This is a genomic window from Pantoea sp. FN0307 (genome assembly GCF_050113815.1).
GTDB lineage: Bacteria > Pseudomonadota > Gammaproteobacteria > Enterobacterales > Enterobacteriaceae > Mixta > Mixta alhagi.
Genome location: NZ_JBNJSO010000005.1, coordinates 117207 through 142401, shown reverse-complemented (window position 1 = coordinate 142401; position 25195 = coordinate 117207). Strand labels below are relative to the sequence as shown.

General features: G+C 54.9%; 22 protein-coding genes. 5 read left to right on the top strand and 17 right to left on the bottom strand.

The features are described 5' to 3' along the window. Window positions 1-58: 58 nt before the first annotated feature. From ftsA to ilvI, 17 genes are all read right to left on the bottom strand, one after another. Window positions 59-1315, bottom strand: coding sequence for a cell division protein FtsA (ftsA, locus tag ACQE3Z_RS15440; RefSeq protein ID WP_038628246.1), 1257 nt, complete (start codon window positions 1313-1315; stop codon window positions 59-61). Continuing rightward, entirely contained in the window at window positions 1312-2154 is an 843-nt protein-coding gene (gene ftsQ / locus ACQE3Z_RS15435) for a cell division protein FtsQ (RefSeq protein ID WP_426974472.1), read from the bottom strand. Before ftsQ ends, ftsA begins: the two co-directional genes overlap by 4 nt. A 1-nt stretch (window position 2155) precedes the next feature. Then, window positions 2156-3076, bottom strand: coding sequence for a D-alanine--D-alanine ligase (locus ACQE3Z_RS15430; protein ID WP_426974471.1), 921 nt, complete (start codon window positions 3074-3076; stop codon window positions 2156-2158). Beyond that, window positions 3069-4544: a UDP-N-acetylmuramate--L-alanine ligase gene (gene murC / locus ACQE3Z_RS15425; RefSeq protein WP_426974469.1), complete on the bottom strand. Its 1476-nt coding sequence runs from the start codon at window positions 4542-4544 to the stop codon at window positions 3069-3071. Before murC ends, ACQE3Z_RS15430 begins: the two co-directional genes overlap by 8 nt. Before the next feature lie 45 nt (window positions 4545-4589). Next, window positions 4590-5651 carry an undecaprenyldiphospho-muramoylpentapeptide beta-N-acetylglucosaminyltransferase gene (gene murG / locus ACQE3Z_RS15420; RefSeq protein ID WP_426974468.1) on the bottom strand — a complete coding sequence of 354 codons (1062 nt, stop codon included), beginning with the start codon at window positions 5649-5651 and terminating at the stop codon, window positions 4590-4592. After that, a complete protein-coding gene (gene ftsW, locus ACQE3Z_RS15415; RefSeq protein WP_426974467.1) occupies window positions 5648-6865 on the bottom strand; it encodes a cell division protein FtsW in 1218 nt (405 codons plus the stop codon). Before ftsW ends, murG begins: the two co-directional genes overlap by 4 nt. Further along, window positions 6865-8181 (bottom strand): UDP-N-acetylmuramoyl-L-alanine--D-glutamate ligase, encoded by a 1317-nt coding sequence (gene murD, locus ACQE3Z_RS15410; RefSeq protein ID WP_426974466.1) that lies wholly within the window; start codon window positions 8179-8181, stop codon window positions 6865-6867. Before murD ends, ftsW begins: the two co-directional genes overlap by 1 nt. A 2-nt stretch (window positions 8182-8183) precedes the next feature. Further along, window positions 8184-9266 carry a phospho-N-acetylmuramoyl-pentapeptide-transferase gene (gene mraY / locus ACQE3Z_RS15405; protein WP_085068007.1) on the bottom strand — a complete coding sequence of 361 codons (1083 nt, stop codon included), beginning with the start codon at window positions 9264-9266 and terminating at the stop codon, window positions 8184-8186. Then, entirely contained in the window at window positions 9260-10621 is a 1362-nt protein-coding gene (gene murF / locus ACQE3Z_RS15400; RefSeq protein ID WP_426974465.1) for a UDP-N-acetylmuramoyl-tripeptide--D-alanyl-D-alanine ligase, read from the bottom strand. Before murF ends, mraY begins: the two co-directional genes overlap by 7 nt. Further along, window positions 10618-12105, bottom strand: a complete 1488-nt coding sequence (murE, locus tag ACQE3Z_RS15395; RefSeq protein WP_426974464.1) for a UDP-N-acetylmuramoyl-L-alanyl-D-glutamate--2,6-diaminopimelate ligase — start codon at window positions 12103-12105, stop codon at window positions 10618-10620. Before murE ends, murF begins: the two co-directional genes overlap by 4 nt. Then, window positions 12092-13861 carry a peptidoglycan glycosyltransferase FtsI gene (locus ACQE3Z_RS15390; protein ID WP_426974463.1) on the bottom strand — a complete coding sequence of 590 codons (1770 nt, stop codon included), beginning with the start codon at window positions 13859-13861 and terminating at the stop codon, window positions 12092-12094. Before ACQE3Z_RS15390 ends, murE begins: the two co-directional genes overlap by 14 nt. A 15-nt stretch (window positions 13862-13876) precedes the next feature. Beyond that, window positions 13877-14197 (bottom strand): cell division protein FtsL, encoded by a 321-nt coding sequence (gene ftsL, locus ACQE3Z_RS15385; protein ID WP_085068011.1) that lies wholly within the window; start codon window positions 14195-14197, stop codon window positions 13877-13879. Then, a complete protein-coding gene (rsmH, locus tag ACQE3Z_RS15380) occupies window positions 14194-15132 on the bottom strand; it encodes a 16S rRNA (cytosine(1402)-N(4))-methyltransferase RsmH (RefSeq protein WP_426974462.1) in 939 nt (312 codons plus the stop codon). Before rsmH ends, ftsL begins: the two co-directional genes overlap by 4 nt. Before the next feature lie 2 nt (window positions 15133-15134). After that, complete coding sequence (gene mraZ, locus ACQE3Z_RS15375) at window positions 15135-15593, bottom strand: division/cell wall cluster transcriptional repressor MraZ (RefSeq protein ID WP_426974461.1); 459 nt, start codon at window positions 15591-15593, stop codon at window positions 15135-15137. A gap of 539 nt (window positions 15594-16132) precedes the next feature. Then, the gene (gene cra / locus ACQE3Z_RS15370) at window positions 16133-17137 is read right to left on the bottom strand and encodes a catabolite repressor/activator (protein ID WP_426974460.1); all 1005 of its coding nucleotides are present in this window, start codon (window positions 17135-17137) and stop codon (window positions 16133-16135) included. Between the two features lie 194 nt (window positions 17138-17331). After that, on the bottom strand, window positions 17332-17823 hold the full coding sequence (gene ilvN, locus ACQE3Z_RS15365; RefSeq protein WP_085068015.1) for an acetolactate synthase small subunit: 492 nt from the start codon (window positions 17821-17823) through the stop codon (window positions 17332-17334). A gap of 2 nt (window positions 17824-17825) precedes the next feature. Then, window positions 17826-19550, bottom strand: coding sequence for an acetolactate synthase 3 large subunit (gene ilvI, locus ACQE3Z_RS15360; RefSeq protein ID WP_426974459.1), 1725 nt, complete (start codon window positions 19548-19550; stop codon window positions 17826-17828). A 737-nt stretch (window positions 19551-20287) separates the two neighbouring features. Here ilvI and leuL point away from each other — a divergent pair. The 5 genes from leuL to leuD all read left to right on the top strand — a co-directional run bounded on the left by leuL (window position 20288) and on the right by leuD (window position 25164). After that, complete coding sequence (gene leuL, locus ACQE3Z_RS15355) at window positions 20288-20386, top strand: leu operon leader peptide (protein ID WP_420851615.1); 99 nt, start codon at window positions 20288-20290, stop codon at window positions 20384-20386. A gap of 99 nt (window positions 20387-20485) precedes the next feature. Next, complete coding sequence (gene leuA, locus ACQE3Z_RS15350) at window positions 20486-22051, top strand: 2-isopropylmalate synthase (RefSeq protein ID WP_426974458.1); 1566 nt, start codon at window positions 20486-20488, stop codon at window positions 22049-22051. Between the two features lie 2 nt (window positions 22052-22053). After that, entirely contained in the window at window positions 22054-23145 is a 1092-nt protein-coding gene (gene leuB, locus ACQE3Z_RS15345; RefSeq protein ID WP_250651816.1) for a 3-isopropylmalate dehydrogenase, read from the top strand. A 2-nt stretch (window positions 23146-23147) separates the two neighbouring features. After that, complete coding sequence (leuC, locus tag ACQE3Z_RS15340; RefSeq protein WP_426974457.1) at window positions 23148-24548, top strand: 3-isopropylmalate dehydratase large subunit; 1401 nt, start codon at window positions 23148-23150, stop codon at window positions 24546-24548. 10 nt (window positions 24549-24558) lie between these two features. Continuing rightward, window positions 24559-25164, top strand: coding sequence for a 3-isopropylmalate dehydratase small subunit (leuD, locus tag ACQE3Z_RS15335; protein ID WP_426974456.1), 606 nt, complete (start codon window positions 24559-24561; stop codon window positions 25162-25164). Window positions 25165-25195: the final 31 nt, after the last annotated feature.

The following is a 25195-nucleotide window of genomic DNA, read 5'->3' as shown; positions in this document are numbered from 1 at the left end:
ATGTGCCTGTCGCCTGGAGATCATAAAATAGTGCTAGCATGATCCCCTTTTAGAAAAATTAAAACTCTTTTTTCAGCCAGCTGTTGATACGTTTAAACCAGTTGCCAACTGAAGCACGTTTTTCAACATCCGCCTCACCGCTCAGGTGAGACTCTTTTCCATAGTGCAGAAGACCTACAGCCGTTGAGTAGTAAGGCTCCTGCGCATAATCCGTTAATCCGGTAATGTTCAGCGGCTGACCGATGCGCACCTGCGTATGAAACACACGTTGCGCGCAGGCGGCTAACCCTTCAATCTGCGCCGCGCCGCCGGTAAGCACAATCCCTGCTGCCAGATGATGCTTAACGCCCTGCTGGCGTAACTGTTCCTGCAACTGCAAAATTTCGTCGTTAACCAGATTCAGCAGCTCGGTATAACGTGGCTCAATCACCTCGGCTAATGTCTGACGCTGTAGACTACGCGGCGGGCGTCCGCCCACGCTTGGCACCTCAACGTTCTCATCCTTGCCGACAATCGAGCCCAGCGCGCAGCCATGACGAACCTTGATTGCTTCCGCATCGGTCGGCGGCGTGCCGAAGGCATAGGCGATATCGCTGGTTACCACATTCCCTGCATAGGGAATGACTTTGGTATGGCGCAGCGCGCCGCCGGTATATACGGCGATATCCATCGTACCGCCGCCGATATCAACCACACAGACGCCCAGCTCACGTTCATCTTCGGTCAGCACTGCAAAGCTGGATGCCAGACCGGCAAAAATCAGTTGGTCCACTTTCAGGCCGCAACGTTCAACAGCCTTAACGATATTTTTCGCCATATCGTTGTGACAGGTGATCAAATGCACTTTTGCCTGCATGCGCACGCCCGACAGCCCAACCGGGTTTTTAATCCCTTCCTGATAATCGATCGCGTACTCCTGTGGAATCACATGCAGGATGCGATGCTCATCACGCACGCGCACCGACTTAGCGGTATGCACAACGTTTTCAACATCTTCCTGTGTCACTTCCTCTTCAGAAATCGGAACCATCCCGATTTCGTTCTGGCAACTGATATGTTTACCGGATAAAGCAAGGTAAACGGACGAAATCTGACAGTCCGCCATCAGCTCCGCCTGATCGATAGCGCGCTGTACGCATTTCACTACCGATTCCAGATCGTTTACGCCGCCTTTATCCATACCGCGGGACGGACAACTGCCGACCCCAATAATATTGACCATGCCATCGGGCAGAATTTCCCCTACTAAAGCGGCGACCTTGGCGGTGCCTATCTCAAGTCCTACTACCAGTTTTCTGTCCGTCGCCTTGATCATTGTTGTTTAGCCTGTGCCTGATTCTGTTGCTGATTACTGTCCTGAGGCTCAATAAATGCCGGAGCCCAGCCAACGGCAGCGCCGGAGTCATAGCGCAAATCGACATAACTGACGCGCTTGTTTTCCGCGGTGGCCTGCTGCTGGAGCATCGGCCAGAGTTCAATAAACCGCTTAAGACGCTTCATGTTATCGCTACGGCCCAGCTCAATACGTACATCGTCGCCCGTGACCAATTGCCAGGAGTGGCGAGCAGTCATTGATGCTGCTTTTACGCTAAACTTGCTGGCCGCCAACATTTCATTCATTTGACGATAGCCAGCCAGTACATCCTGCTCGTTTCCTTCAGGGCCATACAGCAACGGTAGCGTTTCTTTGCCGATATGGTTAGCTGGCACGCTAAAAGATTTGCCTTCCGCATCAACCATATGTAAATCATTCCACCGTGCTACCGGCACATACTCAACCAGATGAATCTTTAATTCGTCCGGCCATTGCTTGCGTACGCTGACCTGTTTAATCCACGGCAGACGTTCAATCTGCTGCTGTATCACATTTACATCTTGTGACATAAAAGTGCCGGGCGCGCCCAACGACAGGATGGCCTGACGGATATCGTCGTTGGTGGTGTAATGCGTTTTTCCCGTCACCACCAGTTTTGAAAGCGGCAGACGCGAAGCATCATTCATCCACTTCAGCACCACGAAGCCGCCCGCCAGCATCGTGCCGATCACCAACAGCAGAAACAACATTCCTGCTAACCGAGAGCCATTGCTGCGGCCGGTGCGCGCTTTCGCTTTCTCCTGCGCGTCCCGACGTACGTTCAGAGCCGCCTGCGACATCTTAGTCGGCCAGCTCCAGAATACGCGCCACCAGCTGGGAGAAGCTCATCCCTGCCTGCTTCGCCGCCATTGGCACCAGACTGTGGCTGGTCATGCCAGGAGAGGTATTCACCTCCAGCAGATAGAAGGTGCCGTCACCGTCCATCATTACATCCACACGTCCCCAGCCGCTGCAGCCCAGAGTACGCCAGGCGTTCAACACCAGCGCCTGCAGCTCCGCCTCTTTTTCCACGCTCAGTCCGGCCGGGCAGAAGTACTGTGTATCGTCAGAAATGTATTTTGCTTCATAGTCATAGAAGTCGCTGGCTGGCTGAATACGGATCGAAGGCAAAATTTGATCGCCAAGAATGCCCACCGTGTATTCAGGACCGCTAATAAACTTTTCAATCAGCACATCATCATCATGACGAAACGCTTCTTCCAGCGCCGCTGGCAGCTCTGCAGGCTGATTAACGCGTGAAATACCCACGCTGGAGCCTTCGCTGCTGGGTTTAACAAACAGCGGCATACCCAGCTGGGCGATACGCTGCACCAGCGTCTCATCCAGTCCAGCTTCCATCTGCTGGCGGTTGATCCATACATAGGGCGCAACCGGCAGGTTAGCGCCCTGCCAGAGCAGCTTAGAGCGCCATTTATCCATAGTGATCGCCGAAGCCATCACGCTGCTGCCGGTATAGGGGATCTGCAGGAAATCCAGAACGCCCTGTAAAGTACCATCTTCACCGCCACGACCGTGCAGGGCGATGAACACTTTTGTGTAGCCTTCTTCTTTCAACCGCATAACGGGGAAATCGCGCGGATCAACGCCATGCGCGTCAATACCCGCCTCTTTCAGACCCGCAATCACCGCCTCGCCAGACATTAACGAGACGTCGCGTTCAGCGGAGGTACCACCCAGCAGTACCGCTACTTTATCAGCCATGATGTTCCTCTTCATTGGTCTGCGGTTTCAGTTTTTGGTCAGCCAGTCGACGAGCAATCTTACCAATGTTACCCGCGCCCTGAACCAGGATCAGATCGTTGCCGCTTAATGTCGGGGCAAGGAAATCAAGGATCACATCATGATCTGGCACCAGGATCGGATCCACCTTGCCACGTCCCCGGATCGTCCGGCACAGCGATCGGCTGTCTGCGCCAGGGATCGGCGTTTCACCGGCGGAATAGACATCCAGCATCAGCAATACATCTACCTGCGACAGTACATTGGCGAAATCATCATAAAGATCGCGTGTGCGTGTATAGCGATGCGGCTGAAAAATCATCACCAGTCTTTTATCCGGCCAGCCTGCTCGCGCCGCCTTGATAGTGGCATCCACTTCGGTCGGATGATGGCCATAATCATCAACCAGCATGGCGGAACCAACGGTGCCGTTTACCTGCTGCAGCGGGAACTCGCCGAGGAAGTCGAAGCGACGCCCGGTTCCCTGGAAGCTTTCCAGCGCGCTGAGGATCTCTTCATCATCAATGCCCTCTTCCGTGGCAACGGCAACCGCCGCCGCCGCGTTTAAGGCGTTATGACGACCCGGTGCGTTGAGCGTCACGCGCATCAGCGGCTTGTCATGACGCACCAGCGTAAAGTGCCCTTGCGCGCCGTGCTGCTCGTAATCTTCGATGCGCACGTCAGCATCTTCGCTAAAGCCGTAGGTGGTGATCTGACGTCCCACTCGCGGGATCAAATCGCGGATCACCGCATCATCCACGCAGAGTATGGCCCGGCCATAAAACGGCAAATTGTGCAGAAAATTAATAAAGGTCTGCTTCAGATTTTCGAAGTCGCCCTGGTAGGTATCCATATGGTCAGCTTCGATATTGGTTACAATCGCCACCATCGGTTGCAGATGCAGGAAGGAGGCATCGCTCTCATCCGCTTCCGCAATCAGGTAACGGCTACTGCCCAGACGCGCATGCGTTCCCGCCGCTTTAACCAAACCGCCGTTAACAAAGGTGGGATCGAGTCCGCCTTCGGCATAGATGCTGGTCACCATCGCCGTGGTGGTGGTTTTACCGTGCGTACCGGCCACGGCGATCCCGTGACGGAAACGCATCAGCTCAGCCAGCATTTCAGCTCGGCGGATCACCGGAATACGCGCTTCACGCGCGGCGATAATCTCCGGGTTATCCTGCGTAATCGCACTGGAGACCACCACGACACTGGCATCGCTGACGTTTTCCGGGCGATGATGAAAATAGATGGTGGCGCCCAGCGCGGTCAGATGCTGCGTCACGGCATTAGGCGCTAAATCGGAACCGCTAATCTGATAACCTTCATTGGCCAACACTTCGGCAATACCGCCCATGCCGGCACCGCCGATGCCGACAAAGTGAATGTGCCGGACGCGACGCATCTCGGGCACAATAGAACGCAGTTTCGCCAGTTGTTGAGTATTCATCTTTTCTTTTGCCTGTCGGTACCGCAGTACCTTCTCTTAATTCTGTTAGCGCGCTACGGCGCTGACTTCTGCCGCTACCCGTTCGGTGGCATCGGGAATCGCTACCTGACGCGCCTTTTGCGCCATCAGCAGCAGCGTGGGTCGATCCCACTGCTTTAACGTTTCCGCCACCCCATTCGCAGTAAACTGCGGCTGCTCAAAAATTTTGGCTGCGCCCGCTTTTTCCAGCGGGAGCGCATTCCAGTACTGCTGACGATCTTTATGCTGAAAAGGCACAAAAATAGCAGGAAGGCCTGCAGCAGCGACTTCGCTTACCGTCAGCGCGCCGGAGCGGCATACCACCACATCGGCCCACGCATAGGCCGCCGCCATATCGTCAATAAACTCAGTGATTTTATGCTGATGCGCACCATCCGCTGCGGCATAAGCGGCCAGAACATCGCTCTGTGCCCCTTTCCCGGTCTGATGCCACAGCGTAATGCTATCGCCCATCAGCGCCGCAACCTGCGGCATCGTCTGGTTAAGCACGCGCGCGCCCTGACTGCCGCCAACGACCAGAACCCGAGTCGGACCTTCACGGCCAGCCAGACGTTGCTCCGGGCGGCTGAGTGCCAGCACATCGGTGCGCACCGGATTGCCCACTACCTCGGCATGCGGAAACGCGCCGGGAAATGCCTGCATCACTTTCGTTGCCAGCTTCGCCAGCCATTTATTGGTTAACCCGGCAATGCCATTCTGTTCATGCAGCACCACCGGAATACCGCAGCTCCAGGCCGCCAGCCCGCCGGGCCCTGAGACATAGCCGCCCATGCCAAGCACGACATCAGGCTTCCAGGCTTTCATAATACGGCGGGCCTGACGCCAGGCGTTGAAAATCCGCACCGGCGCAGCCAACATCGCTTTAAGCCCTTTGCCGCGCAATCCGCTAATGCGGATAAAATCGATTTCGATACCGTGTTTCGGCACCAGCTCGGCTTCCATACGATCGGCGGTTCCCAGCCAGCGTACCTGCCAGCCCTGCGCCATCAGATGATGCGCAACGGCCAGGCCCGGGAACACATGTCCACCGGTACCGCCAGCCATTACCATCAACCGCTTTCCACTCATCGCGCACCTCGGGTAAACGCCTGCGCTTTGCTCAGACGCGTCTCATAATCTATGCGTAACAACAACACGATGGCCGTCGACATAATGATCAGACTGGAACCACCGTAACTAATTAACGGCAACGTCAGGCCCTTAGTAGGCAGCATACCCGCTGCCGCGCCGACGTTCACCAACGCCTGGAAGCTAAACCAGACGCCAATCGAGCAAGCCAGAAAGCCGGAAAAGCGCTGATCGATCTCCAGCGCACGTCGGCCAATCGACATCGCCCGAAAAGCGACGAAGAATACCATTAACAGCGCTAAAACCACACCGATATAACCGAGTTCTTCCCCGATAATGGAGAAAATGAAGTCGGTATGCGCCTCTGGTAAATACTCCAGTTTTTGCACAGAGTTACCTAATCCCTGCCCCCAAAACTCACCGCGTCCGAACGCCATCAGCGACTGGGTTAACTGGTAGCCGCTGCCAAACGGATCTTCCCAGGGATCCCAGAAGGAGGTGACGCGGCGCATACGATAGGGTTCGGCAATGATCAACAGGATCACCGCAAAGATACCGGATCCGATAATTGCCAGAAATTGCCACAGCTTGGCACCAGCCAGGAACAGCATCGCCAGCGTAGTAACAAACAGCACCACCACCGTTCCCAGATCCGGCTGGGCCAGCAGCAGCACCGCCAGCACCACCATCACGCCCATCGGTTTACAAAAGCCCCAGAAGTTATTACGTACCTCTTCGACTTTGCGCACCAGGTAGCTGGCGAGATAGCAAAACAGCGAAAGCTTGGACAGCTCGGCTGGCTGAATACGCAGTGGTCCCAGCGCAATCCAGCGCGATGCGCCGTTTACCGAGCTACCAACCACTAATACAATCAACAGCATCAATACCGAGGCCAGTAGCATCATATTGCTGTAACGCTGCCAGACCGCCATCGGGATACGCAGCGTGATCAGCGACATCCCCAATGCCAGCAGCAGATAAAACGCATCACGCTTGGCAAAGTAAAACGGATCTTCTGACAGGCGCTGTCCTACCGGCATAGAGGCGGAAGTCACCATCACAAAGCCGATAATCGCCAGCCCGAAGGTCAACCACAGCAGGGTACGGTCATACAGCACCATGGTGGCCGTATCGCTATTTTCCCGGCTGCCCATTACCCATTCGCGCAGACGCACCGCTACGCCGCCCGCCAGCCCTAAGCCTGGAATACGCATCAGCCCAGCTCCCGTGCCAGCTGGGCGAAACGATCGCCGCGCTGTTCAAAATTACGGAACTGATCAAGACTGGCGCAGGCCGGAGACAGCAGAACGATATCGCCCGGCTGCACCTGCGGCGCGATAGCCCGCATAGCCTGCTCCAGCGTTTCTGTCTGGCTGGAAATTTCCGGGCGCAGCGCCGCCAGTGCCGCACCGTCACGGCCATAACACCAGACACGGATAGCATCACCCTGCAAATAACGCGTCAGCGAGGAGAAATCGGCAGATTTGCCATCGCCGCCCAACAGCAGCCACAGCGTACCCTGCGCTTTTAATCCGCTGAGCGCCGCTTCCGTGCTACCGACGTTGGTCGCTTTAGAGTCATTGATCCAGCGTACGCCGTTGCGTTCATGCACCAGTTGAAAACGATGCGCCAGCCCACGAAAAGTGGTTAAGGCTTTCAGACTGCTGGCGCGAGGAATGCCGACCGCATCCGCCAGCGCCAGCGCAGCCAGCGCATTGGTATAGTTATGCAGCCCAACCAGCGTCATCTCATCGGTATTCAGCACCTTTTCACCCTGCACCCGCAGCCAGATGCTGCCCTGCTGGCGGTTGAGATGATAATCACCTACGTCAACGCCGAAGCTAACGCAGCGCTTATCGGCACCGCGTACCGGCATGGTTAACGCATCATCAGCATTCACTACGCAAACCGCCGCATTTTCATAAATACGCAGTTTGGCGGCACGATATTGCTGCAGCCCCAACGGATAGCGATCCATATGATCTTCACTGACGTTCAGAATGGTTGCCGCTGCCGCTTTCAGGCTGTGGGTGGTTTCCAGCTGGAAGCTGGAAAGTTCCAGTACATAAAGCTGGGCCGGCTGCTGCAACAGACTGAGCGCCGGCAGGCCGATATTGCCGCCCACGCCTACGGCCCAGCCAGCAGCACGCGCCATTTCCCCTACCAGGCTGGTGACAGTACTTTTTCCGTTAGAACCGGTGATCGCCACCACTGGCGCCTGTGCTTCACGACAGAACAGTTCAATATCACCAATAATTTCAACGCCCGCCTCTGCCGCTTCCATCAGTAGCGGATGCGCCAGGGCCATGCCCGGACTGGCGACAATCAGATCGGCCGCCAGCAGCCAGTCGCCGTTAAGCGAGCCCAAATAGCGCTCCACGCTATCAGGCAGCTTATCCAGGCCAGGCGGTGACACTCGGGTATCCATCACGCGCGGCGTTACGCCCTGCGCTAAAAAGAAATCAACACAGGAGAGGCCGGTCAGCCCCAGCCCGATAATGACCACTTTTCTACCCTGATAGTCAGCCATAGTTAACGCACCTTAAGGGTTGCCAGGCCAATCAGCACCAGCATCAGCGAAATGATCCAGAAACGCACGATGACACGCGGCTCCGGCCAGCCTTTCAGTTCATAATGGTGATGAATGGGTGCCATACGGAAAATACGCTGGCCGCGCAGCTTAAAGGAGCCTACCTGCAGAATCACCGACAGCGTTTCTACTACAAACACGCCGCCCATAATCACCAGCAGAAACTCCTGGCGCAGCAGCACGGCGATAGTGCCCAGCGCGCCGCCTAAAGCCAGTGACCCCACATCGCCCATAAACACCTGAGCGGGATAGGTGTTAAACCATAAGAAGCCCAGCCCGGCGCCCACAATAGCGGTGCAGACAATCACCAGTTCACCGGCGTGGCGCAGATAAGGAATATGCAGATAGCCAGCAAAATTCATGTTACCGGTGGCCCAGGCCACCAGCGCAAAACCGGCGGCCACAAAGACCGTTGGCATAATTGCCAGGCCATCCAGCCCGTCGGTCAGGTTAACCGCGTTGCTGGTGCCAACGATAACAAAGTAGGAAAGCAGAATATAAAGCAGCCCCAGTTGCGGCATCACATCTTTGAAAAACGGCACCACCAGCTGTGTCGCCGGTGTATCTTTCCCGACAGCATACATGGTGAAGGCTACCGCCAGCGCAATCAGCGACTGCCAGAAATATTTCCAGCGGGCGATCAGGCCTTTGGTATCTTTACGCACGACTTTGCGGTAATCATCCACAAAGCCCACAATGCCATAGCCGATCAGCACTGTTAACACGCACCAGACGTAAGGGTTAGAAGGATAGGCCCACATCAATACTGAAATGGTAATGGAGGTCAAAATCATGATGCCGCCCATGGTCGGCGTGCCGCGCTTGCTAAAGTGCGACTCCGGCCCTTCGCTACGCACTACTTGTCCAATCTGCAACTTTTGCAGCCAGGCGATCAGGCGCGGCCCCATCCACAGCGAGATAAACAGTGCGGTCAGCAGGCTGACAATGGCGCGAAACGTCAAATATGAGAAGACGTTAAAGCCGGAATAAAAAGCGACCAAATGTTCGGCCAGCCAAACTAACATGTTCCTTTCTCCTGTAAGGTTTGTATTACCTGCTCCATGGCGGCACTACGAGAACCTTTAACTAAAACGGTAATCACCTGATGCTCAGCAAGCAGCGATAATAAACGCGCGCTCAGCGCCGCTTTATCGCTGAAGTGTTCGCCGACACTGCTGGCATCGCTGATATGCTGGCTTAACGATCCCACGCTCAGTACCTTATCGATACCGGCATGACGGGCGGCCTCGCCAACCTGACGATGGCATTCAACCGCCTCCTCGCCCAGCTCCGCCATATCGCCGGTAACCATCACGCGATAGCCCGGCATATCCGCCAGAACCTGCGCGGCGGCGGTCATTGATCCGACATTGGCGTTATAGCTGTCGTCCAGCAGCAGCTTTTGCGGACCGAGAATAATAGGGAACAGACGCCCGGGCACCGCCTGCAGCGTGGCTAACCCCTGAGCAATGGCCTCAAGCGGCGCGCCAACCGACAGCGCCAGCGCACTGGCTGCCAGTGCATTAGCGACATTGTGGCGTCCCGGCAGCGGCAGCAGCACCGCCACATCGCCCTGCGGCGTATGCAGCGTAAAAGCCGTTCCCTGTGATTTCACCATCACATCGGTGGCGCAGAAATCTGTGGTTGCCCCTTCGGCGGCGGAAAATCGCCAGACGCGCTGCTGGGTTAACTGGGTTTGCCAGCGCGGCCAGTCATTGCTGTCGGCATTGATAATGGCTGTGCCCGTTGGCGGCAGCCCAAGGAAAATTTCGCCTTTCGCTTTCGCCACGCCCGCCAGAGAGCCGAAGCCCTCCAGATGCGCAGCGGCGAGGTTGTTGACCAGCGCGCTTTCCGGACGCGTTAATCCGGTTGTCCAGGCGATCTCGCCCTGATGATTAGCGCCCAGCTCAATGACTGCGTACTGGTGCGCCGCAGTAAGACGCAACAGCGTCAGCGGCACGCCGATATCATTGTTCAGGTTGCCTGCGGTATAGAGGGTTTCGCCGCACTGACGCAGAATGGCAGCCGTCATCTCTTTTACCGAGGTTTTACCGGAGGAGCCAGTCAGCGCCACCACGCGGGTATTGACCTGTTGGCGAACCCAGGCAGCCAGCTCGCCCAGCGCGATACGCGTATCGCTTACCACCACTTGTGGCACATCAATTTGCAAGCGCTTACTCACCAATAATGCTGCCGCACCTTTAGCAACCGCTTCGCTGGCAAAATCATGCGCATCAAAGCGCTCGCCCTTCAGGGCGATAAACAAACAGCCCGCGCTGACCTTACGCGTATCGGTGGTCACTTCGGCAATCTGCAGATTGCCGCCGATCAGCGTGCCGTTAGCAATTTGCGCCAGCGTTTCCAGGGAAACCGGAATCATGCCATCACCCCCAGCAAACGTGCGACGGTAACGCGGTCGGAATAGTCCAGACGGCGATTACCGACAATCTGATAATCTTCATGTCCTTTACCGGCAACCAGTACGATATCCTGCGGCCCGGCCTGCATAATGGCGTTGGTTACCGCTTGTGCGCGTCCCGCCATTATGCGAGCACGGCCCGGGTCGAGCAGACCGGTGAGAATATCTTCAACAATCGCGCCCGGATCTTCGCTGCGGGGATTGTCGTCCGTGATCACTATAATATCGGCAAACTGTTCAGCAATGGCGCCCATTAATGGCCGTTTGCCTTTATCGCGGTCGCCACCACAGCCAAAGACGCACCAGAGCTGCCCCTGGCAATGCAGACGCGCCGCTTCCAGCGCTTTTTCCAGCGCATCCGGCGTATGGGCATAATCCACCACCACCGTTGGCTTGTCTGGCGCGCTAAAAACTTCCATCCGTCCGCAAACCGGCTGCAGCTGACGTGCGCTGGCAATTAACAGCGCCAGCGGATAATTCAGCGTTAACAGCGTCGCTAACGCCAGCAGCAGATTGCTGACGTTGAAAGCGCCCATCAGGCGGCTTTCCAGCTCGCCATCGCCCCAGCTGGAAGCGAAACGAATCGTGGCACCGTTATCGTGATAATGAATGTCGGTGGCTTTCAGCCAGCGGCCATGTTGAGCGGGCAGTACGTTGTCAGCCATGGTGACGGCAACCGCATCGGGCAGCCTCTCCAGCCAACGCCGCCCCACCTCATCGTCGGCATTGATAATCGCTTCGCCCACCTGATGCTCGGAAAACAGCAGCCACTTCGCAGACTCATAGCGAATCATATCGCCATGGTAATCCAGATGATCGCGGCTCAGGTTGGTAAACACCGCTGCAGCAAAAGGCAGCGCCGCTACACGATGCTGCACCAGCCCGTGAGAGGAAACTTCCATCGCTGCCAGGGTCGCTCCCTGCTCAACCAGCGAGTTCAGCATATGCTGCACATCAACCGCCGAGCCGGTGGTATTTTCAGTGGGGATCAGATGACCATACAGGCCGTTACCCACGGTGCCCATTACCGCGCCGGTTTCGCCGAGCAGATTCGCCCACTGCGCCAGCAGTTGCGTGGTAGTGGTTTTACCGTTGGTCCCGGTTACGCCGATTAAACGCAACTGCTCGCCAGGCTGCTGATAAAAACGCCCGGCAAGCGCCGATAAACGCTGCGGCAGCTGCGACAGATAGACAACCGGTACGCCATGCATTTCGCGAATTTCACCATCCTCCGCCTCGCCGGCGGCTTCAGCGATAACTGCCGAAACGCCCTGAGCGATAGCCTGAGGGATAAAACGTCGCCCATCAACGTTATGGCCGGCAACAGCCACAAACAGATCGCCGGACGCCGCCACGCGGCTGTCCAGTGTCATTTCACGAAGCGGACGCTCCGGCGCGCCAGGCACCCACGGAGCCAGTAAGTCGCGCAAGTTACGATCTGTCACTTGATTCCTCTTTCTTGTTGTTGACAAGGTCATTCTTTTCAACCGGGGTCGGCAAGGCATCTGGCTCAATATTCATGGTGCGCAGAACGCCGCCCATGATGGCGCCGAATACCGGTGCCGACACCGCACCGCCATAATATTTACCCGCCTGGGGATCGTTGATGACCACCACCAGCGCAAAGCGCGGCTGGCTGGCTGGCGCCACGCCAGCGGTATAGGCAATATATTTATTCACGTAGCGGCCATCAGGACCGACTTTTTTCGCGGTCCCGGTTTTGATGGCGATACGATAACCTTTGATCGCGGCTTTGACGCCGCCGCCGCCGGGCAGCGCGACGCTTTCCATCATATGAACCACAGTTTTCACCACCGATTCAGGGAAGGCGCGTTCGCCCGGTACCGGCGGATCCACTTTCGTGATTGAGAGTGGACGCGCAATGCCATAGCTGCCGATGGTGGCGTAAACGCGCGCCAGCTGTAACGGCGTTACCATCAGCCCATAGCCGAATGAGAAGGTGGCCCTTTCAATATCGGACCACCTTTGTTTATGGGGATACAGGCCACTGCTTTCCCCGACCAACCCCAAATTGGTTGGTTTGCCCAATCCAAAGCGTGAATAGGTTTCCACTAGTGCTGAGGAGGGCATCGCTAACGCCAGCTTTGATACACCGACGTTACTCGACTTCTGCAGAACCCCGGTCAGGGTCAGTTCGTTGTAGCGCGCCACGTCTTTGATTTCATGACCATTAACGCGATAAGGCAGCGTATTCAGCACGCTGTTTTCGCGCACGACGCCGCGCTGCAGTGCGGTCATCACCACCATTGGTTTCACGGTGGATCCGGGTTCAAAGATGTCGGTGATAGCGCGGTTGCGCATCACATCTTTTGGCGTATTGCTGAGATTGTTGGGGTTGTAGGCCGGGCTGTTAGCCATCGCCAGCACTTCGCCAGTGTTGACATCAACCAGCACCGCCGTGCCGGATTCCGCCTTGTTAAAGGCCACGGCATTGTTCAGTTCGCGATAGACCAGCGCCTGCAAACGTTCATCGATACTGAGCGCCAGATTATGCGCTGCCTGACTGTCTACCGAAGAGATATCTTCAATCACGCGGCCAAAGCGATCTTTACGTACCGTTCTCTCGCCTGGCTGGCCTGTTAGCCAGCGGTCAAAGCTTTTCTCGACGCCTTCAATGCCCTGTCCATCAATGTTGGTAAAACCGATAAGATGAGAGGTCACCTGACCTGCAGGATAGTAGCGGCGGGATTCTTCCCGTAAGTGGATACCGGGCAGCTTAAGCTTTTTGATATAGTCGCCAATCGCCGGATTGACCTGGCGGGCCAGATAGACAAAGCGGCCTTTAGGATTGGCATTTACGCGGTTAGCCAGCTGATCGAGAGGCACAGAGAGCGCGTCGGCCAGCGCTTTCCAGCGGCTGTCGAGCGTGATGCCGCCGCGATCGTGCAGCTCTTTCGGATCGGCCCAGATGGCGTTAACCGGCACGCTAACAGCCAGCGGCCTGCCGGCACGGTCAGTGATCATTCCGCGCGCGGTAGGAATCGACTGAACGCGCAGAGAACGCATATCACCTTCGCGCACCAGCCTGTCGGGATTAATGACCTGCAAATAGGCAACACGCAACAGTAGTCCGATCAACGCAAGTAAGATGCCGCCGCACAGCAACGCAAAACGCCAGCTGACAAAGCTGGCCTGATCTTCCTGTTTTTTCAACTTAAGCGCTTTGGTAGCGGATCTCATGGAGTCCGGAATTCCTTATTGCTGTACCACAATATTTTCCTGTGCCGGGTCGACATGCTGCATCTGCAATTTTTCCGTCGCCGTGCGCTCAACGCGGCTATGATCGCCCAGCGCGTTCTCTTCCAGAATCAGGTTACGCCACTCAATATCCAGCGCGTCGCGTTCCAGAACCAGCTGTTCACGCTGAGCGGTCAGCAAACGCGTTTTATGCGCGGTTGTAACCACCAGCACCGCTGAAATCAGCACAGCAACCAGCAGCAGCAGCGGAATCTTAGCGTGCCGCAGCAGATCGCCGCCGATAACGCCGGGCAGGCTGTGACGTTCATTGCCGATCATGATGCGGTGCGCTCCGCAATACGCAGCACCGAGCTACGCGCACGGGGGTTTTCAGCCACTTCCGCTTCACCGGGCATCATTTTCCCCAGCGCTTTTAACTGGCGACCACCCAGCTTTTGCAACTGCGCTTCCGTCATTGGCAGCCCTGCTGGCACCTGCGGTCCACGGCTCTGCTCACGCATAAAGCGTTTTACCAGACGATCTTCCAGTGAATGGAAGCTGATAATTGAGAGACGTCCGCCCGGCGCCAGCGCAACCAGCGCGCCTTTTAATGCCTGCTCAATCTCTTCCAGCTCGCTGTTAACCCAGATGCGAATAGCCTGAAAGCTCCGTGTGGCCGGATGCTTGAATTTGTCCTTGATCGGCGTTGCGGCGGCAATCACCTCCGCCAGCTCTTTGGTACGAGTCATGGGCTGCAGGCGGTTACGCTCCACAATGGCGCGTGCAATACGTTTAGCAAAACGCTCTTCGCCATAGGTTTTCAGCACAAAAGCGATATCGTTCTCTTCCGCCTGCTGCAGCCACTCGGCGGCCGAAAGCCCGCGCGTTGGATCCATGCGCATATCCAGCGGCCCATCGCGCATAAAAGAAAAGCCGCGTTCGGCATCATCCAACTGCGGCGAAGAAACCCCTAAATCCAGTAAAATACCGTTGATTTTGCCGGTTAAATCACGCGCTTCAACGTAATCCGCCAGCGCGGAAAACGGACCGTGAATAATGGTAAAGCGCGGATCGTCAATCTCTGCGGCCGCGGCAATGGCCTGCGGATCGCGATCGATGGCAAACAGTTTGCCCTGCTCTCCCAACTGAGAAAGGATCAGACGTGAGTGTCCGCCCCGACCGAAGGTACCATCGATGTAGATGCCATCTTCTTTAATATTGAGCGCGTTGACAGCTTCATCCAACAGCACCGTGGTATGTATAAAATTATCCATAGTTATAACGACAAATCCTGCAACCGCTCTGAAAGCGGCTCCTGAGCGGTTTGCTCAGCGTCAATATCTTCCCTGACTTGTTGATACCAGGTCTGTTCATCCCACAGTTCAAACTTATTAAACTGTCCAACCAGCATCACTTCTTTTGTCAGACTAGCATGCTGGCGCAGCGTACCGGCCAGCAACAAGCGCCCCGCGCTATCCATCTGACATTCGCTTGCATGTCCTAACAGCAACCGCTGCACACGACGCTCTGCAGGGTTCATGCTGGATAAGCGAGAGAGTTTTTGTTCAATAATTTCCCATTGGGGTAAGGTATAAAGCAGCAGGCAAGGCTGATGGAGGTCAATGGTGCACACCATTTGGCCTTCCGACTCCTCAATCAGCGTTTCGCGATACCGCGTAGGCACAGCCAGCCGCCCTTTGCTATCGAGGTTGACTAAGGTGGCGCCACGAAACATGTCAGCAAATGCCCTCAGTTACCCTTTTTTGCCACTTTATCCCACAATTTCCCACGAAAGGAGTTTACGGAGCGGAGGAAATCATTGTCAAGCCACGCAATGGGCGAAGCGAAATTATTTCTTAAGGAATAAAAGGAGCAAAAGTTAAGAATGAACTGACTTCGCTAACATCTGAAAAAATAAACTAATGAATAGTGGTAAAAAAATCAGAGATAAAATAAAAATGGGCAAAAAGAATACAATGTTTATTGCCTGTCAGGCAGGGGGACGCTTTGCGACACAGGCGACATTTTAGGGACATTCTGATAAAGCTTGCATGACCCACCTGACGTCTGGCGCGGCGGTTGGCCTGCTGAAGGAAAAGAGAATAAGTGAAGTGGTAAGAGAAAAAAGCCCCCAGCCGCTTTACTTTAATTTACTTAATATGGCTTCAGAGCGCTTTAAAATAAGCCTGTTTTTTATTAGTGGCGATTTTAAAAGCAAAAATATTTAAATATGTAAAAAAGGCAGCAGCGCTGCCTTACAATTAACTATTCATGTTACGCGCGGCTTAATTTTCCGCGTCGAACCAGATTGCGCCTAATCCGGGTTAAACCTGGTTTTGGCCTGCGCGGTTCATCCAGACTTGCCAATACTAATTCCAGTACCCGCTCCGCAACATCGCGGTGACGCTGCGCCACCGCTAATACCGGGCACTCAAGGAAATCGAGCAGTTCATGATCGCCAAAGGTGGCGATAGCCAGATCGGTTGGCAGGCGCCCTTCTCGCTGCAGCGTGACATCCATTACGCCCTGCAACAGACCAAACGAGGTGGTAAAAAGCGCCTCAGGCATTGGATGATCTTCCAGATAATTTTCAAACAGCGTCGCAGCCGCTGCCCGCTCAAAACTGTTGGCATAGATGAAATCAATAGGACGCTTATCATCACGCCAGGCCTCGCGGAACCCCATTTCACGCAGGAAACTCACTGAAAGTTCAGGTAGCGCGCCAAGATAAAGCACGTTTTTTACCGGCAGCTGACGCAATTCAGCTGCCAGCGCCTGCGCATCTTCCTGATCGGCACCAACCACGCTGGTAAAGTGTTCACGATCCAGCGCACGGTCCAGCGCAATAATCGGCAGCGAATTATTCGCCCAGCGCTGGTAGAAAGGATGCTCCGGTGGCAGAGAGGTGGAAACAATGATGGCGTCGACCTGACGCTGTAACAGATGTTCAATGCAGCGCATTTCGTTATCCGGCTGGTCTTCTGAACAGGCGATAAGCAGCTGATAACCGCGCTGACGCGCCTGACGTTCCAGATAGTTGGCAATGCGCGTATAGCTGGTATTCTCCAGATCGGGAATAACCAGCCCGATTGAGCGCGTTCTGCCCGCTCGCAGCCCGGCAGCTACCGCGTTTGGATGGTAATTATGCTCGCGCACGACCGCCATCACTTTCTCCACGGTTTTATCGCTGACACGATACTGCCGGGCCTTGCCATTGATGACATAGCTGGCGGTAGTACGCGACACGCCGGCAAGACGCGCTATTTCATCCAGTTTCACAATCACTCCACATCGGTAATGCCATGGCGCAGGCCAATAGCCGCAGCATAGCTAAAGGTAAGCTTTTTTTACATCTAACCGCAGAAAGCGCCAGCGGGCAACCGCTTTTAATGGCAAAAATGAGGCATATCAGAAAATAAAAAAACCCGGCAGAACGCCGGGTTAGCAACAGAATGGATTATCACCAAGGATGATTAACGCATAATACGATCGCCGCGTGAAACGCCTACCACGCCGGAGCGCGCAACTTCGACAATTTCCGCTACGTCCCGCAACGTACTAAGAAACGCATCCAGCTTATCGCTGGTGCCGGCCAGCTGAACCGTGTAAAGCGTTGGCGTCACGTCAACGATCTGCCCACGGAAGATCTCCGCGCTTCGCTTTACCTCTTCACGCCCATAGCCGCTGGCCTGAATTTTCACCAGCATAATTTCCCGCTCAATATGCGCCCCCTGCCCCAGCTCGGTAACGCGCAGCACGTCCACCAGCTTGTGCAGTTGCTTTTCAATCTGCTCCAGCGCCTTTTCATCGCCAACGGTCTGAATCGTCATGCGTGACAACGTAGGATCGTCAGTCGGCGCGACCGTCAGACTTTCAATATTGTAGCCGCGCTGTGAAAACAGACCGACCACGCGGGACAATGCGCCAGATTCGTTTTCCAGCAGAACCGATAAAATACGACGCATAATTAAGTCCTCTCCGTTTTGCTTAACCACATTTCGTCCATACTGCCGCCGCGGATCTGCATTGGGTAAACATGCTCGCTGCCGTCCACGTTAACATCCACGAATACCAGACGCCCCTGCGCGACCGTTTCCAGCGCCAGCGCCAGTTTTTCTTCCAGTTCAGCTGGATGAGAAATAGAGATACCCACATGACCGTAGGCTTCCGCCAGCCGCACGAAATCCGGCAGCGATTCCATATAAGAATGGGAGTGGCGACCAGAGTAGATCATATCCTGCCACTGCTTAACCATGCCCAGATAGCGGTTGTTCAGGTTCAGCACCAGAACCGGCAGGTTGTACTGCAGCGCAGTGGAAAGCTCCTGAATATTCATCTGGATACTGCCGTCACCGGTAACGCAAACCACCGTTTCCTGCGGCAGCGCCAGCTTAACCCCAATCGCCGCAGGCAGGCCGAAGCCCATGGTGCCGAGGCCGCCAGAGTTAATCCAGCGGCGCGGCCGCTCAAAAGGATAGTAGAGCGCAGCGAACATTTGATGCTGGCCAACATCAGAGGTGACATACGCCTCGCCTTTGGTCAGACGCCACAGTGTCTCGATCGCCGCCTGCGGCTTGATCTTGTCACTGTTGCGATCGAACTCCAGACATTTACGCGCGCGCCAGCCTTCGATGCTCTGCCACCAGTCGCGCAGGCTATCGAAATCCTGACGCGTATCCCCTTCCGGCAGCAGCTCCAGCATCTGTTGCAGCACCTGCCGCGCATCGCCGACCACCGGAATATCCGCCGCAACGGTTTTTGAAATCGTCGTCGGATCGACATCGATATGCAGCACGGTAGCGTCCGGACAATATTTCGCCAGATTATTGGTGGTGCGATCGTCGAAACGTACGCCAACGGCAAAAATAAGGTCGGCGTTGTGCATCGTCATATTGGCTTCATAGGTGCCGTGCATTCCCAGCATTCCCAGATTTTGACGATGCGTGCCCGGAAATGCGCCCAGCCCCATTAAAGAATTCGTAACCGGCAGATTGAGTTTTTCCCCCAGGGCTTGCAGCTCTTCATGACAGCCGGAAAGAATGGCGCCGCCGCCCACGTACATTACCGGCCTTTTCGCCCCCAGCAATGCCTGAACCGCGCGTTTGATCTGCCCTTTGTGCCCCTGAGTGGTCGGGTTATAGGAACGCATGCTGACGCTTTCCGGCCAGACATACGGCAGCTTATTGGCAGGGTTAAGAATATCTTTCGGCAGATCGATCACCACCGGGCCAGGACGGCCGCTGGCCGCCAGCCAGAACGCTTTTTTGATGATGGTCGGGATCTCTTCGGTCTGTTTCACCAGAAAGCTGTGCTTTACGATAGGGCGTGAAATACCCACCATATCGCACTCCTGAAACGCATCGTAGCCGATAAGCGAAGAAGGAACCTGGCCGGACAGCACCACCATTGGAATAGAATCCATATAGGCAGTGGCGATGCCGGTGATGGCGTTGGTTGCGCCGGGGCCTGAGGTGACCAGCACCACGCCGACGTCCCCCGTTGCGCGCGCATAACCGTCGGCCATATGCACTGCGCCCTGCTCATGACGCACCAGTACATGGTCAATGCCGCCTACGGTTTGTAGCGCGTCATAAATATCCAGCACTGCCCCGCCGGGGTAACCAAAAACATGCTTTACGCCCTGATCGATTAACGATCGGACCACCATCTCAGCTCCTGATAACATCTCCATTTTTGCCTCCCGGCTTTCAGTTTGCTTTCTACTCAGGCCGTTACCCACCATCGTCGCGCAATGCACCAGCGCCTGGCGATGGCTCTACGCAGAGTTAAACAGTGTGTTAATGCTCAAACCCTGAAATGCATTTTCAGGGGCAGGTACAGGGGGAATAAAGCCCTTGCAGATTTTTATCTTGGCTTTGGACAATTAACATAACCGCAGAAATCTTGTTGGGTAAACCCTAAACTTGTCGACAGGTTCGCAGTGGTTTTCTTAATTTCGCTGTTAACCAGACCGATTGACAGAAAAAACGCTGAAGCTGCCGCTTAATATCAGCGCATTATGCTGTGTATCGGTTTATTCATAGCAAAAACTTATCATTATCAGTTTTTTTAGCGTAACCGAAGCCGTAAAAGAAAAAACGGGAAATTATCGCTGGTAAGATATTCTGCCATACCCAATAGATTTGCTATTTTGTCCGGCAAATGTGCCGACGTTTCGGGATAAAAAATTCTGCCTTGGCCTTAACAACGCCTTATCAATCAATACCCTTTACATGCCCAACATATTTAACCTTTTGATTTAAAAGAGTTAAGTAAAAGTAAAAATCAACAAATATCATATATTCTGTTGATAACATCTGCTGTGATATTTATCTCTTTTCCATCAACCCTTTTTATGCAATTTACGGCTCCCCTCAGGGTTGACATCACTCACGCGATCAAGTACCAATAAAAACAGCACAGAAATTAATGGAGCCTGATTCAATGATTCGTTCATTCCGCCTACTCGGACTACTACTAAACGCATATCACTTGCGCGGTAGTCGTGTGGGCGGAATCAGTCACTGATTCAGGCTAACAAAACGAAAAAACCCGCGCCAATGCGCGGGTTTTTTTATGCTCGTGACACAGGCGAACCGGTAAAAGCCAACTGAAAGGAAAAATACGATGAGCCAACAAGTCATTATTTTCGATACCACTCTGCGCGACGGCGAGCAGGCTTTGCAGGCCAGTCTGAGTGTTAAAGAAAAACTGCAGATTGCACTGGCGCTGGAGCGTATGGGCGTTGACGTCATGGAAGTCGGCTTTCCGGTTTCCTCTCCTGGTGACTTTGAGTCCGTGCAGACCATCGCCCGCACCATTAAAAACAGCCGCGTCTGTGGGCTGGCACGCTGCGTGGAGAAAGATATCGATGCTGCTTATGAAGCGCTGCGCGTGGCGGAGGCTTTCCGTATTCACACCTTTATCGCCACTTCGCCGATGCATATCGCCACCAAGTTACGCAGTACCTTGCCAGAGGTGATTGAGCGTGCGGTCTATATGGTAAAGCGTGCGCGTAACTACACCAGCGACGTTGAATTCTCCTGTGAAGATGGCGGTCGTACGCCGATTGATGATCTGTGTCGCGTCGTGGAAGCAGCAATTGATGCTGGTGCCACTACCATCAATATCCCGGATACCGTTGGCTATACCCTGCCGCACGAATACGCGCATATTATCGCTTCGCTGCGTGAGCGGGTGCCCAACATCGATAAAGCGATTTTATCAGTGCATACCCATGACGATTTAGGCATGGCGGTTGGCAACTCCATCGCGGCAGTCATGGCTGGCGCGCGCCAGGTTGAGGGGACGCTGAATGGATTGGGTGAACGCGCCGGTAACTGCGCGCTGGAAGAAGTGATTATGGCAATAAAGACCCGCGCCGCCATGATGGACGTTCACACCAATATTCATCACCACGAAATCTGGCGCACCAGCCAGACCGTTAGCCAGATCTGTAATATGCCGATCCCGGCGAATAAAGCAGTGATTGGTTCCAATGCTTTCGCCCACTCCTCTGGTATCCATCAGGATGGCGTGCTGAAAAATCGTGAAAACTACGAAATCATGACGCCGGAGTCGATTGGTCTGAATCAGGTTCAGCTGAACCTGACATCACGCTCCGGCCGCGCGGCGGTAAAACACCGCATGGAAGAGATGGGTTATCAGGAAAGCGATTATAACCTCGATTCGCTGTATGACGCCTTCCTGAAACTGGCGGATAAAAAAGGTCAGGTATTTGACTATGACCTGGAAGCGCTGGCCTTTATTAACAAACGAAACGAAGAGCCGGAATATTTCCAGCTGAAGGATTTCAACGTCCAGTCAGGCTCCTCCATCACTGCCACCGCCTCGGTGCATATGATCTGCGGCGATGAGATTCAGTCAGAGGCCGCCACCGGCAACGGCCCGGTAGATGCCGTTTACCAGGCGATTAACCGTATCACCACCTTTGATACTGAACTGGTGAAATATCAGCTCACCGCAAAAGGCCACGGCGAGAATGCGCTGGGCCAGGTTGATATCGTGGTTGACTACAACGGGCGGAAATTCCACGGCGTGGGCCTGGCGACCGATATTGTTGAATCCTCCGTTAAAGCGATGGTTAACGCATTAAATACTATCTGGCGCGCCAAACAGGTAGAGCAGGAACTGCAGCGTAAATCGATTAAAGAACAGAAGGAAACGGTATAACCATGACGCAAACTCATCATATCGCAGTATTACCGGGCGACGGTATTGGTCCTGAAGTCATGGCTCAGGCGATAAAAGTACTGGAGGCGATTCGTCAGCGTTTTGGCATGCGCATTACCACCAGTGAATATGACGTAGGGGGCATTGCCATCGATCGTCACGGTGAACCGCTGCCTGCCGCCACGGTGACCGGTTGTGAACAGGCGGACGCAATTCTGTTTGGTTCGGTCGGCGGGCCAAAGTGGGAGCATCTGCCGCCTGCCCAACAGCCGGAGCGCGGCGCACTGCTGCCCCTGCGTAAACATTTCAAGCTGTTCAGCAACTTGCGTCCCGCCAGCTTATATAAAGGTCTGGAAGCTTTCTGCCCGTTGCGCAGCGATATAGCCGCGCGTGGCTTCGATATTCTCTGCGTTCGTGAACTGACCGGCGGCATCTATTTCGGTCAGCCAAAAGGCCGTGAAGGCAGCGGTATGCATGAGAAAGCCTTTGATACTGAAGTGTATCACCGCTTTGAAATCGAACGCATCGCCCGTATCGCCTTTGAGTCGGCGCGCAAACGCCGCAGCAAAGTGACCTCCATTGATAAAGCAAACGTACTGCAAACCTCGGTTATGTGGCGTGAGATCGTCAGCGAAGTGGCGAAAGATTACCCGGATGTACAGCTGAGCCATATGTATATCGATAACGCCACCATGCAGTTAATTAAAGATCCGTCGCAGTTTGATGTGCTGCTCTGCTCTAACCTGTTTGGCGATATTTTGTCTGACGAGTGCGCAATGATTACCGGCTCGATGGGTATGCTGCCCTCTGCCAGTCTGAACGAGCAGGGGTTTGGTCTCTACGAACCAGCTGGTGGCTCCGCTCCGGATATCGCCGGTAAAAACATTGCTAACCCAATTGCGCAAATCCTGTCGCTGGCGCTGCTGCTGCGCTATAGCCTGGATGCGGATGAGGCAGCTAACGCCATTGAAAGCGCCATTAACCGCGCGCTGGAAGAAGGTTATCGCACCAGCGATTTGGCCGGTAACGGTCCCTCTGTAAGCACCGACGAAATGGGCTCGATGATTGCCCGCTTTATCGCCGAGGAAGTATAAAAATGAGCAAAACATTATACCAGAAGCTGTTTGATGCCCATGTCGTGCATGAAGCGCCCAACGAGACGCCGCTGCTGTATATCGATCGTCACCTGGTGCATGAGGTAACCTCACCGCAGGCCTTCGACGGGCTGCGCGCTCATGGCCGCAAAGTCCGCCAGCCGTCAAAAACCTTTGCGACCATGGATCATAACGTCTCGACGCAAACCAAAGACATCAACGCCTCCGGCGAGATGGCGCGTATTCAGATGCAGGAGCTGATGAAAAACTGCGCTGAGTTCGGCGTGCAGCTGTATGACCTGAACCATCCTTATCAGGGCATTGTGCATGTTATCGGCCCGGAACAGGGGATGACGCTGCCGGGCATGACCATCGTCTGCGGCGATTCCCATACGGCGACGCACGGCGCTTTCGGCTCGCTGGCCTTTGGCATCGGCACTTCAGAAGTAGAGCATGTGCTGGCGACACAGACACTGAAGCAGGGCCGTGCCAAAACCATGAAAATTGAAGTCACCGGCCAGGCCGCGCCAGGCATCACGGCGAAAGATATTGTGCTGGCGATTATCGGCAAAACCGGCAGCGCGGGCGGTACCGGTCACGTTGTGGAGTTTTGCGGTCCGGCGATCGAAGCGCTGAGCATGGAAGGCCGCATGACCTTATGCAATATGGCGATTGAGATGGGCGCGAAAGCGGGCCTGGTTGCGCCCGATGACACCACGTTTAACTATCTGAAAGGCCGTCAGTTCGCACCGCAGGGCGAACAGTGGGAGCAGGCCGTTAATTACTGGCGTACCCTGAAATCAGACAGCGACGCGCATTTCGATGCCGTGGTGACGCTGGACGCCGCTGAAATAGCGCCGCAGGTTACCTGGGGCACCAACCCCGGTCAGGTGATCGCGGTTAATCAGCAGATCCCTGACCCCGCTTCTTTCACCGATCCGGTAGAGCGCGCTGCGGCGGAAAAAGCGCTGGCCTATATGAACCTGCAGCCTGGCATAAAGCTGACCGACGTGAATATCGATAAAGTCTTTATTGGCTCCTGCACCAATTCACGCATTGAAGATTTACGCGCCGCCGCAGAGATTGCCAGGGGGCGTAAAGTTGCACCGGGCGTGGTTGCTATGGTGGTGCCAGGCTCAGGCCCGGTAAAAGCGCAGGCGGAAGCAGAAGGACTGGATAAAATCTTTCTTGAGGCGGGTTTTGAATGGCGTCTGCCCGGGTGCTCTATGTGCCTGGCGATGAACAACGATCGCCTGAATCCCGGCGAGCGCTGCGCCTCCACCAGCAACCGTAACTTTGAAGGCCGTCAGGGCCGTGGTGGACGCACGCATCTGGTTAGCCCGGCAATGGCTGCCGCTGCCGCCATCGCTGGCCGTTTTGCTGATATTCGTGAACTGAACTGAGGAATCGATCGTGGCGAAAAAATTTACTCAACATACCGGTATTGTCGCCCCGCTGGACGCGGCTAACGTTGATACCGATGCGATTATTCCCAAACAGTTTTTGCAAAAGGTGACCCGTACCGGCTTTGGTCAGCACCTGTTTCACGACTGGCGTTTTGAAGATGATGCGGGTACGCAGCCGAACCCCAGCTTCGTGCTGAATAAGCCGCAGTTTCACGGTGCCAGCATCTTACTGGCACGGGAAAACTTTGGCTGTGGCTCATCGCGCGAACATGCGCCCTGGGCATTAACTGATTTTGGTTTTCAGGTGGTGATCGCGCCCAGCTTCGCCGATATTTTTTATGGCAACAGCTTTAATAATCAGCTGCTGCCGGTACGGTTAAGTGAAGAAGAAGTGGATGAGCTGTTCCGTTTGGTCGCGGCCCAGCCAGGCATTGAGTTTACGGTGGATTTAACCAGCCAGACGGTTAATGCCGGCGATAAAACTTACGCTTTTGAAATCGACAGTTTTCGTCGCCACTGCATGATTAACGGTCTCGACAGTATTGGCCTGACGCTGCAGCATGATGCGGCTATCGCCGATTACGAACAGAAACAGCCCGCTTTTCTGCGTTAATCAGTAACAGGCCTTCCGGCGGTTGGCGTCG